Here is a 15278-nt window from a genome sequence, read left to right as displayed (position 1 = left end):
CCGCCCGGTGCCCGCGCGGCGCCCCGGGCTGGTACCCGGGGCGCCACGTGGGTCAGGCGACGGTGAGGTCGGCGGGGCCGGCCAGGGGTGTGTAGCCGTCGTCGTGGAGGAACCACACCTGGTATTTCCCGGCGGGGAGGCGGCCGGACTCGCGGATTGCGATGTTGCCGGAGGCTGCGGGGGCGTATTCCCACACGTCGGCGCCCTTCGTGATGTCGACGCCCGCCTTGTACACGCCGATCCAGTTCTTGGGCGTGATCTTGTCGGTCGGGGCGGTGTAGCCGACGGTCAGGATGCTGCCCTGGGGGTGGGTGGTGGTGGGCAGGGTGATGGTGGGGTTCTTGGGTGTTGCGGGTGCGGCTATTGCGGCGGTGGCGCCGGGGTCGGGGAGTTGGTGGTAAGCGGCGAGGCGTTGGGTGATGGTGGCGGTGAACGGGACGAGGGTGGGGTAGTTCGTGGTGAGGGCGGTGGTGGTGGCGGCGGTCAGGTCGGCGAGGCGGCTGGTGGCTCCGACGAGGTGGGGTTGGAGAGCGGTGAAGAGTTGGTGGTCGCTGGTGATGCCGAGGGCGCCGAGGGCTTTGGCGAGGGTGGGGGCGCCCGACGAGGTGTCGAGGACGCGGCTGACGTAGGTGACGCGGTGCAGGATGCGCCAGCAGGGGGGTTTGCGGTCGCTCTGGCGGGCGCGGGCGAGTTCCCTGGCGTGGGGGTCGGTGCCGGTGTCCAGCCATTCGGGGTCGACGACTTTGCCGTAGAAGTCCTCGAAGTTGTCGGTGGAGGTGTCGAGGTAGAACGACATGAATCGGTAGGCGTCGACGCGGCCGGGGACCAGGACGGGGCGGTTCTTCGCGTCGAAGACGGGGGTGCCGTTTTCACGTTTTTGCAGGTCGCGGCCGGGTTTGGCCTCGACTTCGAGGCCGAATGTGCGGGTGGAGTCCTTGGTCCTGCGGCGGGTGACGGTGTAGCCGCCGCCGAGGGTGACCTCGAACCCGCCTGTGACGCCGATGCCGGCTACCTCGGCGCTGCCGCTTTCGCTGTAGGTGGCGCTGCCGGAGATGCTGTAGTCGCCGGCGGTGGTCTGCACGACCTGGTCGGTGGTGGTGGTGACTTCGGAGAACAGGCCGCCGGCGGCGGTCCACACGTAGGTGTTGGCGATGTTGCGGCGGGCCGCGGACTTGTGGGCGGCGCGGGCCGCGGCGGGATTGCCCCCGCCGCCTGCGGTGGTGAGGCCGGTGCTGGTGCCGGTCCCGCCGATCATGCCCTTCAGGACGCGGTCCGCGGCGGCGGCGACCGGGTTGGGGGCGTGGGCGTCGGTGGACACCGAGTCGTAGAAGCCCTGGAGTTGCTGTTCCTCGCGTTGGATGCGGCGTTTGAGCGCGTACGCCTCCGCCGGCCGGTAGTAGCTGTAGGCGTTGCCGTCCCCGGCGTTGGGGAAGTCCGGGTCGGGGAACGGCTTGAGCGCGCCGCCGGCCGGGTCCGTGGCGCAGCCGATCAGGCCGTCGAGGGTGCCCTGTTTGGTGTAGCGGGGGTTGATGGGGAACGGAATGATGTTCCAGTCGCGGGGGATGTCGGGGTTGGGGACCATGCGGTATGCGACGAGCGCGCCGTTGTGGGCCAGACGCAGGGCGTACTGGTCGGCGGTGTCGGACTGGACGATGGCGAAGCCGGTGTTGGCGGGCTGGTATCGGCGGCCGGCGGTCGGGTTGACCTGGCGTTTGGCGTCGTCGGCTTCCCAGTGGCCGGTGAGGTTGACCGCGCTGGTGCGGGTGGTGGTGGCGCCTTGGGTGACCTGGGTGTCGTCGCTCCAACTGCTCGCGAACTTCATCTCCACGCCGGCGCCGACGTCCAACTTGAGCGAGCTGAGGGGTTTCGCGGTTCCGGCGCCCAACGGGGCGGCGATGACGTAGGTGTCCTCGCTGACCGAGGCCTGGAAGTGGAGCTTGGCGGAGGCGTCGACGCTGGTCTTGTGGTCCGAGGAGATGGTGTTGGTGACGGTGTTGGCCTGGACGAACTTCACCGAGGACGTGTCGTTGTAGGTGTCGGCCGTGCCGTGGATCAGGTTCTCCGACGGCACCGGCGGTGCGCCTTCGAGGTAGCCGACGAGCTGCGGGGCGAACTGGGCCTGCCCGACCCAGGTGGTGGTCAGGTCGCCGACCTTGAACCCGGTGGTGAGCGTCCACGCGCCGTCCCGGATGGACGCGTACGCGCGTTTCATCACACCGAACATCCGCCCGTCGGTGTCGGCTTGCAAGTCGGCGTACTCGCCGGAGTGGGGCGTGGCGCTGATCCGGGATTGGAACACTGTGCGGGCGCCGGTCAGCGCGGAGCGGACCTGCGCGGTGTCGTCGCTGATCGGCGCGTGGGAGATCGCGACGCCCGGTGGCGGGGATATCGGGAACAGGTGGCATCCGGCAGGGCCGGCGTCCCTGACCAGCGCCCCCTGCACCGCGGAGTCCGGGTCGATCGGGTAGTACGCGAGCATGTCGTTGTGTGCGGCCCGGACGCGGGTGAACATGGTGTCCAGGATCTGTTCCTGGGTGCGGCAGGTGCGCCATAGCCGCAGTTCGTCCAGTTGCCCGTTCAGGACATCGCGCAACGTGCCGTCGGCCATCTCCTTCGCGCCGACGGTGACCTGTTGATCGGCTCCCATGTCCGCCAACGTGGTGGTGAGTGCGACCGGTTCGGCGATGCCGGGAACACCGTTGTGGTAAAAGGTGAATCGGTTGCCGTCCGGGTCGGGGGTGCGGACGCGTTTGGCGCCGCGGATCTGGGCCGGATAGGTGTTGCAGGCGTCCGCGGTCACCGCGCCGGAGCGTTCGGGGAAGCGCCACCACGCGAGCAGGCCCTGCGCGCCGGCGGTGATCGGTGTGCCGATCTGGTCCGCGGGGCGGGCGGTGTTCCAGATCCGCACCTGGGACACGGTGCCGCGCAGCCCGAACGTGGTGGTGCGGACCCGGAACCGGCCGATCTCACAATTGGCGTCGTTGCCGATCGGCTTGGCGCCGTTGTACACGTGCGGGTCGCTGCCGACGAGCTTCCCGTCGATGTAGAATCGGATGCCGACGGCGCCCTTCTTGTCCTCGCCGCCGCGGCGGGTGACCGCGACCCTGGTGAACTTCCCGACCTGCACGGTCGTGCCCGACCTGTATGTGTGACGGGATCCGTCGCGGCCGTCGCCGGCCTCGAAGGTGAACGCCAACTGCCCGTCGGTGTCGATGTAGAACGCGTAGGGCACCGCGTCCTCGGTCCCCGTCTCCAGCGCGCCCTTGCCGACCAGACCCTGGGGGGCGACGCCAAGGGAGTCGATCTTCACGAACGCCTCGATGGTCAGGTCGTCGGCCAGGTCCAGCCCCTCGGGTCCGCCGGCGTCCAGGTGGGCGGTGCCGTCCATCGCCATCGCCCAGTCCTGGCGGAATGTCGCCGCGACGTGTCCCCAGTCCGCGAGCGGGAACGCGGCCCGGCTGCGGACCACCTGGTCGCGCACGCGTGCGGCCACCCGGTAGCTGTACGGCGCCGACTGCCCGAAGTAGATAAGGCTGCCGTTGCGGGCCCCGTCGTGGCCGTTCCCGGTGCGGTCCGCCAGCACCCCGTCCGCGAACGTCCAGTACGCCAGCAGGTCCCGCTCCTGTCCGGTCAGGCGCCGCTTCATCGTCAGTGCGACCTCCTCCGCGGTGCGCGCACGGCCCCAGACCCGGAATTCGTCGAACCGGCCCTTCGCCGCGGATTGGCCCCGGTCGTCGCTGCCGAAGAGGGTGTTGCCGGTCCCGGCGTAGGGAGCAGCGGCGGTGTTCTGCGCCACCTGGACACCGTCGCAGTACAGGGTGCGGCGCCGGGTGGCGTTCTCGTACACCGCCGTCCAGCAGTGCCAGCCCAGGTCGTCCGCGCCGCCGCTGAGGAAGTCCCACTGTTGGGTCGTGGGGGATCGCCACCCGAAGTGCGCTTGGTTCGACCCGGTGAAGCTGATCTGCAGGGCGGCCCCGTCCGCCGAGTTCCCGCCGTGCATGAACACGACGTCGTCTCTGGCCGCGTCGCGTTTGGCCCAGAATTCGATGGTGAAGTCGCGGTTGGCCAGAGCGAGTTTCGAGCCGCACCACACCGTTCCGGCACCGTCCAGGTGCAGAGCGCTGTCGTCGGACGCCTGTTCCAGCGCCAGGAAGTACGGTGCTTCCGGGATGTTCGCGTGCCAGATGCGGGCGTGCCCGGAAGTGGCGATCGTGGTGGGGTTGACCCACACCTCCATGCTCAGGTTCGCCTCCGGGACGACCTTGGGCCGGTCCGGGAGGGACAGCATCAGGCGCTGACGGCGCCCGTCGAAGGTCAGGGCCCGGCCCGGCGAGTTCCCGCGCCAGCGCGGCAGCAACGGCTGCGCGCCCTCCGCCGCGGTGCCGTCGACGACCTTGCGGTCGGCGGCGGCGGTCACCGGGTCCGCCCCGACGATCCGCGAACCCGCGGTCAGGGACACGCCCGGGGTGGTGCAGGTGGCGAGCGCGTAGTCGTACAGGGCGCCGCGGACGTCCTGCCCTCGCGCGTCGGCCAGACCCCCGACGGTCACGGTGATCTTGTTGGCGCCGGCCGCCACCGCGCCGGCCACCGTCCGCAACCGGCCCCCCACCGCGATCGCCGTGCCCGCGGTCAGTGCCCGAGGCAGCGGCTCGGCCAATTCGACGACGGTGTCCTGCGCAACACCGACCCGGCCCAGCAACTCTCCCTGCGGCGAGCGGCCGTTGAGGACCCGCGCGAAGTCGCCCACGGCGCGCGGCACCCCCGGGAACGTCTCGACCACCGTCCCCGCGCTCACCCGCACCGTGCACAGTTCCGGCGCGGTGCCCGCGCCGACCGTGACTGCGAAATCCGCCGACCGCGCGGCCGGATCCCGCGCGAGGAGCGTGACCGGGCTCGCGCCCGCAGGCAAGATCCGGGTGGCCCGGGACACGGTGGTGGGGTAGTAGACCGAGAGGAACTGCCCGTCCGCGCCCGCGAAATACAGCACGACGTCCCCATTGGCGCTGTCCAGCAGCGACGGCGCCCGATCCGTCCACGCGAACGTCAACAACGCGCCGTACACGCTCAGCCCGGCCCGATCCACGGCGATCCTCGGCATCGGCAGCACCGACTCCGCCCCGCCGCGCAGCCCTCCCGACAGCGTGGCCAGCGCACCCTCGGCCGCGATCACCTGCGCCCGGTCCGAGCCGAGCCTGGCCCGGGCGGTGTACATCTCCGGCAGGGTTCGCTCCAACGCCTCGCGCTGCGCGTTGCGGAACCTCATGGAGCGGATCTCGTCGATGTACGCAAGGGTCGCGGGCAGGAAGTGGGCGAGCTTCTCGTCGGCGCCCAGTTGTGTGCGGGCGGCGGTGACCTTCTCCTCGGCCGCCGCCAGCCGGTCCAGGTCGTTGGTGGGCTCGGGGAGCCCGATCCCGTCGAGGACGACCTCGCGGGGCACCGCGGTGAGCCGCCCGTTGCGGGCGAGCGCGAAGTCGAGGGTGCACAGGTACGCGCGGCCGGCCGAGCCGCCCTTCGGCGCCGGGCCGGTGGTGGCGCAGGCCAGCAGCACCCGCGCCTGCCCCTTCTCCGCCGCGACGGTGCCGTAGCCGGTCGGGCGCTCCTCCTGCTGGAAGTACAGCGTCGCCGCCAGCCCGCCCTTCACCTCGCGGTCCTTGATCGCGAACACGTACCGGGACAGGCCCGCCCCGTCGCCGACCGGCGCGTCCGAGCCGACCCAGTCGACGTCGCGGAGCCAAGCGTCGTGTCCGCCGCAACTGTTCGCGGGCGCCGAGCCGGATCCCTCGTCAAGGCGCAGGTAGGTCACCAGGTCCGGTTCGGTGCCGATCAGCCGCTGCCCGCGGTCGACCAGGTCCGCCGCGGTGCGGGCCCGGTTCCAGATCCGCACCTCGTCGACGTCGCCGACGAGGCGGTCGTACGGCACCGACGCCTTCGTGCGGTAACCCATCTGCTGTGCGGCCGGGGGCACCGGCGCGGTGGGCACGGTGGTTCGGCCGGCCTCGGCTCCGTCGACGAACAGCACGGCCTGCAACCCGTCGAAAACCAGCGCCACATGCGCGTACTCGCCCCGGGGCAGCGCCCGTGTGCCGGTCAGCGTCCAGGCGTTCTCACGCCCGGCGATCGGCCGATACTGCGCGTCCAGCCCGAGGTAGAAGGCCGTGGCGATGCTCTCGTTGAAACTCGACAGGATCGTCCCGCCGGGCGCCATCGGCTTGACCCACGCCTCGAACGTGCACCCGCCGCCCGACGGCTTGGACATCTGAGGGGCGTCGAGACCCGCGCGGAAGTCCCTGCCCGCGGCGAACCGCAGCGCGGTGCCCGTCCGGTCGATCACCGGAACCGGCACCAACGGCCGCCCGGTGTTCGGATCGATCCCCGGCTCGCGCTCCAGCACCGACTTGCGGAACCTGGAGTCCGGGCTGGTGTAGAACTGCGTCCCGACCGTGTCGAACAGGCCGTCCGCGTTCTGCGCGCAGTTGAACGACTCGATGCGCTTGTCGGCGGCGTTGTTGACGAACAACTGCCAGCGCGAGACCCCGTCGACCTCGGTCGGCAGCAGCAACACCGCGAAGCCGCCGCTCGTCAGCTGCGGCACGAACGACAACTTCGTGGTCGGCTCGTAGAACAGCTTCCCGTTCATGTCCCGGGTCCCCAGCGTGTCCGAACCCTCCGCCGCGGGCCGGTACTTGCTGCGCGAACGCTGGTAACGCGCCTCCACCACCGGCTTGAGCGCCGAGCCCACCAGCACGAACCGGTCGCACAGCAGCGACGCGTCCGCCGCCGCGACCTTCGCCCCGCCCCGCATGACGAAATCGGTTCGTGCGGCGTCACCGGACACCGCGGCCCCGGTCACCTGGTACACCGCGTCGCTGTGGCCGGCAGCGACGGACTGGCGGAACACCAGGATGTAGCGGCCGTCGGACACCACCTGCAGCGGCTCCGCCGCCGTCAGACGCGCGGTCGTCGACAGGAACGGGTCGACCTCCGCGCCGAACAACTCCTGCGGCCTGACCTCCGCGGTCCCGCCCGCCTTGACCGTCGGCATCGCGAACGCCACCGGGACGTCGGCGTACGGGTCCACGATCTCGGCCGGGAACGGCAACAGCGCCGGCTCCGCGTTCCAATAGGCCGCGTCCAGCGCGCCCTTCTTGTCCTGCGCCTGCTCCAGATCCAGCACGCTGTAATAGATCCGGCGACGGTCGTCCATCGCGAACGCCACGGTCGTACCGCCGTGCCGCACCATCGCCGTGGACACATACGTCCGGTCCCGATACGTCCTGGTCAGCGTCTTGTCCCGCACGAACCCACACTCCCCCACACCGCGGCCCCGGCTCTCGCGCCGAAGCCACCCCTGTCAACGGCACACACACGCCCCCCGAAACAAGGGCGATCGAACCCGCAGCACCCCGCGCCGGGGCGCTGCCCCCGGGAACACGCAGCGGTACCGCGGTGGCTCCATGCAGCAGACCGCTTCGGCCACACCCCAACGCGGCCGAACACAGCAAGAACGCGGCCGTCCGAACCGACGACCGCGCACCTCGACACCCACCCTGTCAGGCAGTTAGTGCCGCGTGTACCCGAACACCGGAACAAGTAGAACCGGTTCCGGTTACGGGGCGAGCGCATTCCGGAACGTGCTGGGCGGTGTGCGCACCACACACGATGGGCGGGGATGCATGTGCCACGACCTCCGGCCCCCAACCACGCAGCAGGGCCGACGATCCGACGACTCCCCTTGAGGGCCTGTTCGATCGTGGGGGCATCCGGGTCAGGAGGACGTCCTGCCGGCCCCGCGCGTTCCCCACGCCGGCGTGCCCGCCGCGAGCGGGCACGGCGAGGGCCCCGGTCGGGAGTCCGACGGCGCCCGGCGCTCACCCGGAGGCCAGGCCGGTTCGTGTCCCATACGGCAGACCCCTCCGACGTGCGGCAACACGTTCCCGTTGTCCGCAGTGTTCGCCGGGGACGTCGGTGTGGTATCGGACCGGGCCCGCGGCGATACGACGGTCGGTGCCCTGTCCGGTCCGTTCGTCCATCGGGGATGTCGTGCGGGATGCCGAGGCCCCACGGTGACCGACGGGGACCGGGGTTTATGCCGGCGGCGGGTCGTTCTCGGCGAAGTATCCGTAGCTGTCGGCGTTCGTCATCACCTGGTCCGGGTTCACGCGGGCCAGTCCCCGGCAGTCGTCCTGGCCGTATTCATGGGGTGTGGGTCGCGGGTGCCCCACGCGGGCGAAAACGTGTGGCCCTGCCAGGGATGATCGTCGTCGGCGGGCTCCACGCCCGCGGCCACCGCGGCGGCCCCGGCCCAGAACGGCTGCGGGCCATCCCCGCGCCTTCGGACAGGAAGCGGCTTGGGCGGCCGGTGCGCACAAAGACGGCTTCGTGCGATGACGGGTGGTGGCAGAAAACACGCACAAAGTGATGACGGCATTGTGCGGCACTGTGGGCGCGACCCGGCATGAGGCTCGCCCAAGATCGGCTCGACCGGCGCGACGAAGGTCCGGACTCCGCCGGCGGAGCCCGGCGAGCCCTCACCGGTCCTGCCAATGCCTGGGTTGGCCGTGTTCTGCGGGACACGGGCTCCGGAGATCAGCCTCGCGGGCGCAAGATGAGGGGAAACGACGTGAACGGGTCCTTGCTGCGCGGGAAGTCGAGACTGACGCGGGGCCCTGGCGGCAGGCGGAATGCCGGAAGGCTCCACCATCAGCAGGTGCGGGGGAGCACTGGTCGGCAAGCGCACCGTGATCACCGCCGCCCATTGCCTCCACGGCAAGCCGTCTGCTCGGGTCTACTTCGGCATCCGTGACGTGACGACTCGGGGGAATGCTCAGCAGCAGACCGTTTCGGCGAGCAACTGGCGCGTACACGAAGACTACGACGACGCCACCTCGAAGAACGACGTCGCACTGATCAACCTCCCCAAGGACGTGAATGTCTCCGCGTCGGTCGGCTTCGTCAGCCCCTCCTGGGATGACAAGAGCTACGACAACACGCAAGCCGTCGTCGCCGGGTGGGGAATGGTGAACGACAACGATGGAACAAACATCCTCCGGTTCGCCAATTTGAAAGTCGCGCCCGCAGCGCAGTGCGAGCCTATCTTCGGCTCCTATTCCACGGGCAACATGCTCTGCATGGACGCCAGTAGTGGCGGAACGTGCCGGGGGGACGCAGGCGGTCCGCTGCTCATCAACGACAACGGCACCCCGAAGCTGATCGGCATCGTCTCCTTCGGCGCCGCACGGTGCGCGCACACCTTTTCCCGAGTCGCCACGCGCATCCCCTCCTACGGCGCCTGGATCAAAAGGTCCTCCACGGCGCCATTGACCTGAGCCGTAGGCGCCCCCGGTGTCGCCCGTGTCCGAACAGAGGGGGCCGGCTGCCCACGCGAGCGGGATGTTGTGGCCGGCCCGGCCGTCGTCGAGGAGCAAGGGCCGGTTGGGGCCGGCGGGGCACCCGGAGCTCTCAGGCGTCGGTGTCGTGCTTGTGAGCCGGCCCGTTCGCCGAAGCGTCGCCGCCGTGTAGGAGGCCCAACCGGCTCCTCTGCGGCTTGTTCGCTGCCTTCTTCTTCAGCTCGATGGTTTCGCGGTAGAGGTTCGCGGCCACGGTGGCCAGGGCGTTCAGGGACTTCGCCTCAAGCGTCTTGGCCGGTTCGAAGAAGAACGAACAGTGAGGCTCCCAGGACCGCATGTCCGGCCCGAGGCGGGTGGCGCCGACGGCGCCGGCGACCTGGCCGGATCATCGGCCGGGCCCGGATGTGCCGGACCGCTGCCACGGACTGCCGCCACCGTCCACGAGGTTGCGGATCGTTGCAGCGTCAGTCGAGCCGGGTCAGGTCGGGTCGAAGACGCATCCATACCGGGTGGCGAAGACGTCCGGAGGCGGTCCAGGTGGCGACGGTGATCTCCACCACCAGGCGCGGCCGGACCCAGCGGGCGCCGGGGGTGTCCACCGGGCCCGTGAACGGGGTGTCGCCGGCGGCGAAGACGTCGGGGTAGGCGGCGAGTTCGCGGCGTTCGCGCTCGGACAGACCGGAGCCGACCGCCCCCACGTACCGCAGCCCGGCGCTTTCGTCGACGCCGACCAGGACCGCGCCGGGCAGGCCGGTCAGGGAACCCGACCCGGAATCCACCCGCCGACGCCCACCTCCAGGGTCTCCAGCCGTTTCGTCTTGTGCCACAGCGGCGACCGCGCTCCCGGCACGTACGGGGAGTCCAGGCGTTTGCAGAGCAGGCCCTCGCCGCCGGCGGCGACCACCGCCACCCACGCCCGCGCGCCGTGCCCCACGACATGGGCGGGCACCGCCCACCGCCGATTACGCAACCCCAGCCCGCACAACACCTGGCGGCGCTCCAGATAGGGCGCCCTCAACAACTCGGGCGTTGTTGCCGCCGTCATGCTCGTGATCGACCGTTCGAGTCAGTGCCAACCGACCGCAGATTCCGGCGTTTCCGCAGGACGCGCAGTTCTCAGCTCCCGCCTTCTCGGTGCGTGTTGGGTGCGGGCAGGGCACCAAGGGCCGAGGAGCCGTGTCGGCGTCGCAGCAGCGTGTTCTCGTGGAACAGGTTCGCGGTCACCGACGCGAGCGCGTCCAACTTGCCGTGCATGGTGGTGTCGCTGCGCGGTGGACGGTGGCGTGGCTCACCCCCGCCTCGCGGGCCAGGTTCTCCTTGGTGAGCGCGCCGTCGGTGTGTTCGGGGACGCCGGCGAGCAGTCGTCCTGTGGCCGCGCGCAGGCGGGTCTCGGTGGTCGCGGACACGGGCATCAGGGGTTGCCGCCGTTCTCGTCGATGCGGGTGAGGGCGTCGGTGACCTGTTCGTCCCGGGCCGGCTTCGACGCGCACATCGTGGAACAGGCCCCGAAGTTCGCCGAGATCGGCGCGGGCATCCAACTTGCCCCGAACGCCCTGCGGGTGCTCGAGGGCCTGGGCGTCGCGGCCGACGTGCACGACCTCGCGGTCCGCCCGCGCAACGTGGTCTTCATGCACGCCGACACCGGCCGACACCTGACCACCGTCGACTTCGGCGAACCGTCCTGGCCCGATACGGCAGCCCGTACAGCGTGATGCACCGCAGCGACCTGCTCGACATCCTGCTGCGCGCGTGCCGTGAACACCCGCGCGTGACCCTGGAGAACAACCGCCGCGTCGTCGACATCCAGGATTTCGGCACCGCCGCCGAGGTGCGTTTCGCGGACGGCGACACCTACCGCACCTGGTCGGCGCCGACGGCCTGTGGTCGCGCGCCCGCGGACTGCTCTCGACCGACCGCCCGATCACCGACACCTACGTGGCCTACCGGGGTGCGCTGCCGATGGGCGAGATCACCGTCCCGGTCGAACCCGACGACGAGATCATCTGGATCGGCCCGAACAAGCACCTCGTGCAATACCCCATCCGGCGCGGCGAGTTGTACAACCAGGTCGCCGTCTTCCGGAGCACGCGTTACACGCCCGAACTGGAACCCACCGACGACTGGGGCGGCCCGACCGAACTGGACGCGGCCTTCGCCGGCTCGTGCGAACAGGTGCGCACCTCGATCACCATGTTCAACCGGGACCGCCGCTGGGTGATGTACGACCGCGAACCGCTCGCCGACTGGACCCGCGGGCGGGTCACCCTCCTCGGCGACGCCGCGCACCCGATGGTGCAGTACCTGGCGCAGGGCGCCTGCCAGGCCCTCGAGGACGCCGAGTGCCTGGCCCGGCACCTGGCCAAGCACGCCGGCGACATCGACGAGGCGTTCGCCGGGTACCAGGCCGAACGCATCCCCCGGACCGCGCTCGTCCAGCACGTCGCGCGCGGATGGGGGCAGGTCTGGCACGACGACGGCGAGGTCGTTCCCGCTCTGCGCGACCGCGTGTTCGGCCGCCGTGCCACCGACGACTACACCGACCCGGACTGGCTCTACCAGCCGGTCACCTCCTGAACGGAGCAAGCGTGAACGACATGATCGACGAGACGGTACGGGCGAGCCGCGCGCTCGCCGCCGCCGGACTGACGGACATGGTCTGGGGCCACGCCGGCGTGCGCGACGACGCCGGCCGGGGTGTGTGGATGAAGGCCGCGGGCTGGGGCTTCGAGGAGATCGACGCCGACCGCGTCCTGCTGGTGGACCGCGCCGGCGACGTGCGCCACGGACGGGGCAAGCGGCACATCGAATTCCCCATTCACACCGAGATCATGGCCGCGCGACCGGACGTGGGCTGTGTGGTGCACACGCATGCCCCCGCGCTGGCCGCGTTCGCGTCCCTGGACACCCCGCTCCGGCCGATCTCGCACGACGGTGTGCTCTTCTGCGACCCGCAACTCCCGCGCTTCACCGACACCGGCGCGCTGATCGCGAACGCCGACCTGGGTGCGGCGCTCGCCACGACACTCGGGGACGGCATCGCGTGCCTGATGCCACAGCACGGCGCCGTCACCGTCGGACCCGATGCCGCGACCGCGGTGATGTACGCGGTACTGCTGGAACGAGCCTGCCGCACCCAACTGATGGCGATGGCCGCCGGCGGCCCCAAGGTCTGGTCCGACGACGCCGAGGCCGCCTTCAAACGCGACCAGGTCTGGAACCCCGCCCAGCGCGACGCCGGTTGGAACTACCTCGCGCGCCTCGCGGAAAGGAACCCACGATGACGCCCCCCATCCCCACGCCGACCGAATCCGAGACCACCGCCGCAGAGCGCCAGCTGTACCGGGACTTCGCCGAGTTCGGTCCGATCCCGCTGTGGACGCAGCGCGCCGACCTGATGCCGGCGACCCCCACGCCGCGCGCGGTGCCGCACATCTGGCACTGGGGCGACCTGTACCCGCTCGCCGCCCGCGCCGGCGACCTGATCCCGGTCGGCCGGGGCGGCGAACGGCGGGCGATCGCGGTGTCCAACCCCGGCCTGCCCGGTCTCCCGTACGCCACTCCCACCCTGTGGGCGCGGCGATCCAATACCTAGGCCCGCACGAGGTCGCCCCCGCCCACCGGCACAGCCAGAACGCCTTCCGCTTCGTCCTCGAGGGCGAGGGTGTCTGGACGGTGGTCGACGGCGATCCGGTCGCCATGCGCCGGGGCGACCTGCTGCTCACCCCCGGCTGGTGCTTCCACGGCCACCACAACCCCAACCCCCGCCCGATGGCCTGGCTCGACGGCCTGGACATCCCGCTCGTCGCCTGCACCGACGCCGGATTCTTCGAGTTCGGCGAGGACGGCGTCCACGACCGCTCCACACCGCACCGCTCACGGTCCGAACGCATCTGGGGCCACCCCGGACTGCGCCCGGTCTCGGCACCGGCGGCCACCGCGAACTCGCCACTGGCCGCTTACCGCTGGGAGCACACCGACGCGGCACTCGCCGCGCAACTCGAGGTCGCCGCCGAGGGCCACCCGGGTGTGCTCGAACCGGGACACGCGGTGCGGTTCACCAACCCGACCACCGGAGCCGACGCGCTGACCACGCTGCGCACCGAAATGCACCGCATCGTGGCCGGGCAGCGCACCGCGGCGGTGCGGGAGACCGGATCCGCCGTCTGGCAGGTGTTCGAGGGAAGCGGCGCGATCACCCTGGACGGCGCCCGTACCGACCTCGCGCGCGGCGATGTGATCGCGGTGCCGTCATGGTGCGAGGTCGCCCTGGAGGCCCGCACCGACCTGGACCTGTTCCGCTTCTCCGACGCCCCCGTGTTCGAACGACTCGATCTCGCCCGCAGGGAGTATTCATGAGGCTCGCCACCATCCGTACCCGAGGCACCACCGCCGCGGTCCGCATCGACGACACCGAGGCGGTGGAGATCGGCTACCGCGACGTCGGCGCGCTCTTGGAGCGCCCGGACTGGGCCGAGCGCGCGGCCGAAGCGACCGGCCCCCACCACGACGTGGCCGGACTGGACCACGCACCGGTGGTGCCCCGTCCGGGGAAGATCTTCTGCGTGGGCCTCAACTACCGCTCGCACATCAGCGAGATGGGCCGCGAGATACCGCGGTACCCGGCGCTCTTCGCCAAGTTCCCGGCGGTGTTGATCGGCGCGTACGACGACATCGTGCTGCCCGCCGCGTCCGAGGCCGTGGACTGGGAGGGCGAATTGGCCGTCGTGGTCGGCGCGCGGGCCCGACACGTGCCGGTCGCGGACGCGGGCCGGCACATCGCCGGATACGCCGTGCTCAACGACGTCACCGCCCGCGACTGGCAGTACCGCAGCAAGGAATGGCTCCAGGGCAAGATCTTCGAGGCCACCACCCCGTTCGGGCCGTATCTGGTCACCGCCGACGCAGCCGGGGACGTGCGCGGGCGGCTGCGTACCGAGGTCGACGGGGAGACCGTGCAGAGCGCGGACACCGGCGACCTCGTCGTTGACCCCGCGCACCTGATCTCATACCTGTCGACGATCATCACGCTCGAACCGGGCGACGTGATTGCCACCGGCACCCCCGGCGGCGTCGGCCACGCCCGCACCCCGTCCCGCTACCTCGCCGACGGCAACGTTCTCACCACCGCGGTCGAGGGACTCGGCGAGTGCCGCAACCGGTGCGTCGCGGAAAGCCCCATGACGCCTGACCTGCCCTCCCGGACGATGCTCATGCACTGGCTGAGCGAGGGCACCGGCAGGCTGCTCGACGCGGTCGATGCCTCGGCGACGCCCGCTTCGTCGGCCGGTCCACCCTGCCGGGCTGGACGAACGCGCACTTGCTGACCCATGTGGCCCGAAACGCCGACGCGCTGGGCAACCTGCTCGACTGGGCGGTCCCCGGCGTCGAGTCGCCGATGTATCCGCACGGCGCGACTCGGCGGGCGGCGGACATCGAGGCCGGTGGCCGTCGCCCGCCCGAGGTGATTCGGGTGGACGTGCGCGACAGCGCCACGCGCCTGCGTGATCGCCTGACCGCCGTGCCGGAGGCGGCGTGGGCTCGGGAGGTGCGCACCGCGCAGGGCCGCCTGGTCCGGGCGGATCGGGTGCCGTGGTTGCGGGTGCGGGAGGTGTGGATCCATGTGGTCGACCTGGGCACCGGCGCGACCTTCGCCGAGCTGCCGGGTGATCTGGCGCAGGCGTTGCTCGACGACGTCGTGGGCACGCTCGCGGCGAAGAACGCGGGTTGCCCCGCGTTGGTCCTCCACGATCGAACGGGCGGTTCGGTCCGCACCACCCGATCACCCGCGCCGGGCGAGATCGTGGAGCAAGTCGAGGGCACCACTGCCGAGTTGCTCGGCTGGCTCACCGGTCGCAGCGACGGCGCAGAAATGGCCCACTCGGCCGCTGCCCTACCGGCGTTGCCCGACTGGTTGTGACCGCAGGCCGTGAC

At 71.0% G+C, this 15278-nt stretch carries 11 protein-coding genes and 1 pseudogene; 7 read left to right on the top strand and 5 right to left on the bottom strand.

Annotation, left to right across the window (positions count from 1 at the left end; all coding sequences use genetic code 11):
* Positions 1-52: 52 nt before the first annotated feature.
* Complete coding sequence (locus tag ACFXKZ_RS31105; protein WP_380004615.1) at positions 53-7297, bottom strand: LamG domain-containing protein; 7245 nt, start codon at positions 7295-7297, stop codon at positions 53-55.
* Between the two features lie 1384 nt (positions 7298-8681).
* On the opposite strand from ACFXKZ_RS31105, the gene ACFXKZ_RS31100 reads away from it, so the two are divergent.
* Positions 8682-9326, top strand: a complete 645-nt coding sequence (locus tag ACFXKZ_RS31100; RefSeq protein ID WP_380004613.1) for a S1 family peptidase — start codon at positions 8682-8684, stop codon at positions 9324-9326.
* A gap of 133 nt (positions 9327-9459) precedes the next feature.
* Here the strand turns inward: ACFXKZ_RS31100 and ACFXKZ_RS31095 are convergent, their stop codons facing one another.
* From ACFXKZ_RS31095 to ACFXKZ_RS31080, 4 genes are all read right to left on the bottom strand, one after another.
* Entirely contained in the window at positions 9460-9684 is a 225-nt protein-coding gene (locus ACFXKZ_RS31095) for a hypothetical protein (RefSeq protein WP_380004611.1), read from the bottom strand.
* 127 nt (positions 9685-9811) lie between these two features.
* Positions 9812-10126: a hypothetical protein gene (locus ACFXKZ_RS31090; protein WP_380004609.1), complete on the bottom strand. Its 315-nt coding sequence runs from the start codon at positions 10124-10126 to the stop codon at positions 9812-9814.
* A complete protein-coding gene (locus tag ACFXKZ_RS31085) occupies positions 10102-10392 on the bottom strand; it encodes a hypothetical protein (RefSeq protein ID WP_380004607.1) in 291 nt (96 codons plus the stop codon). The genes ACFXKZ_RS31090 and ACFXKZ_RS31085 overlap by 25 nt, the downstream gene beginning before the upstream one ends.
* Positions 10393-10567: 175 nt before the next feature.
* Positions 10568-10753: a hypothetical protein gene (locus ACFXKZ_RS31080; protein ID WP_380004605.1), complete on the bottom strand. Its 186-nt coding sequence runs from the start codon at positions 10751-10753 to the stop codon at positions 10568-10570.
* Positions 10754-10801: 48 nt separating this feature from the next.
* Here ACFXKZ_RS31080 and ACFXKZ_RS31075 point away from each other — a divergent pair, with 48 nt between their 5' ends.
* From ACFXKZ_RS31075 to ACFXKZ_RS31050, 6 genes and pseudogenes are all read left to right on the top strand, one after another.
* Positions 10802-11059: a hypothetical protein gene (locus tag ACFXKZ_RS31075; RefSeq protein ID WP_380004603.1), complete on the top strand. Its 258-nt coding sequence runs from the start codon at positions 10802-10804 to the stop codon at positions 11057-11059.
* A gap of 148 nt (positions 11060-11207) precedes the next feature.
* Positions 11208-11921 carry an FAD-dependent monooxygenase gene (locus ACFXKZ_RS31070; RefSeq protein WP_380005009.1) on the top strand — a complete coding sequence of 238 codons (714 nt, stop codon included), beginning with the start codon at positions 11208-11210 and terminating at the stop codon, positions 11919-11921.
* 20 nt (positions 11922-11941) lie between these two features.
* Positions 11942-12628 carry a class II aldolase/adducin family protein gene (locus ACFXKZ_RS31065; RefSeq protein ID WP_380005007.1) on the top strand — a complete coding sequence of 229 codons (687 nt, stop codon included), beginning with the start codon at positions 11942-11944 and terminating at the stop codon, positions 12626-12628.
* Positions 12625-13703: pseudogene (locus ACFXKZ_RS31060) on the top strand (cupin domain-containing protein). The gene ACFXKZ_RS31065 and the pseudogene ACFXKZ_RS31060 overlap by 4 nt, the downstream one beginning before the upstream one ends.
* Positions 13700-14671 (top strand): fumarylacetoacetate hydrolase family protein, encoded by a 972-nt coding sequence (locus tag ACFXKZ_RS31055; RefSeq protein WP_380004601.1) that lies wholly within the window; start codon positions 13700-13702, stop codon positions 14669-14671. Before ACFXKZ_RS31060 ends, ACFXKZ_RS31055 begins: the two are co-directional and overlap by 4 nt.
* Entirely contained in the window at positions 14563-15264 is a 702-nt protein-coding gene (locus tag ACFXKZ_RS31050; RefSeq protein ID WP_380005005.1) for a maleylpyruvate isomerase family mycothiol-dependent enzyme, read from the top strand. Before ACFXKZ_RS31055 ends, ACFXKZ_RS31050 begins: the two co-directional genes overlap by 109 nt.
* Positions 15265-15278: the final 14 nt, after the last annotated feature.

The sequence above is a fragment of the Embleya sp. NPDC059237 genome (genome assembly GCF_042754105.1).
Classification (GTDB): Bacteria; Actinomycetota; Actinomycetes; order Streptomycetales; family Streptomycetaceae; genus Embleya.
Note: the sequence above shows the minus strand (reverse complement) of the source record. Positions and strands in the feature narration are given on the sequence as shown.

What these genes read in the sequence shown, in the direction of transcription:
- ACFXKZ_RS31095 (WP_380004611.1), bottom strand. Translation starts at nt 9,684, where the DNA reads ATGCGGTCCTGGGAGCCTCACTGTTCGTTCTTCTTCGAACCGGCCAAG.
- ACFXKZ_RS31085 (WP_380004607.1), bottom strand. Translation starts at nt 10,392, where the DNA reads ATGACGGCGGCAACAACGCCCGAGTTGTTGAGGGCGCCCTATCTGGAG.
- ACFXKZ_RS31065 (WP_380005007.1), top strand. Translation starts at nt 11,942, where the DNA reads ATGATCGACGAGACGGTACGGGCGAGCCGCGCGCTCGCCGCCGCCGGA.
- ACFXKZ_RS31100 (WP_380004613.1), top strand. Translation starts at nt 8,682, where the DNA reads ATGCCGGAAGGCTCCACCATCAGCAGGTGCGGGGGAGCACTGGTCGGC.
- ACFXKZ_RS31055 (WP_380004601.1), top strand. Translation starts at nt 13,700, where the DNA reads ATGAGGCTCGCCACCATCCGTACCCGAGGCACCACCGCCGCGGTCCGC.